1 protein-coding gene is annotated in these 277 nt (G+C 64.3%); it reads left to right on the top strand.

Features of this window, described 5'->3' with window-relative positions:
- Window positions 1-34 precede the first annotated feature (34 nt).
- Window positions 35-277: hypothetical protein (locus R0J92_RS22740; protein ID WP_411053333.1), on the top strand; the 243-nt coding region annotated here is incomplete at its 3' end.

Genomic DNA, 277 nt, shown 5'->3' with positions numbered 1-277 from the left:
CGACACGCAGACCGCCGGGGCCACGAAGCTGAGCGTGCCCAAGCTGCTCGACAGCCACGGCAAGCAGCACCACAAGGACGACCGGCGCACGAGGCGGCGGGAGCTGATGGAGGCGCTGGAGGAGGCGGGGGCCGTGGCGGTGAAGACGATCAGTAAGATGGCGGTGCGCAAACGTGAGCAGCCGCTAGAGAGTGTTTCGAGAGCGACGATCAAAGAAGGACAGACCGACGATGCCAGCACCGATGATAAACATTCAGATGGCGGCGCAGCGGCTTCA

The sequence above is a fragment of the Tritonibacter sp. SIMBA_163 genome, from assembly GCF_046535935.1.
GTDB classification, from domain to species: Bacteria; Pseudomonadota; Alphaproteobacteria; order Rhodobacterales; family Rhodobacteraceae; genus Epibacterium; species Epibacterium scottomollicae.
Note: the sequence above shows the minus strand (reverse complement) of the source record. Positions and strands in the feature narration are given on the sequence as shown.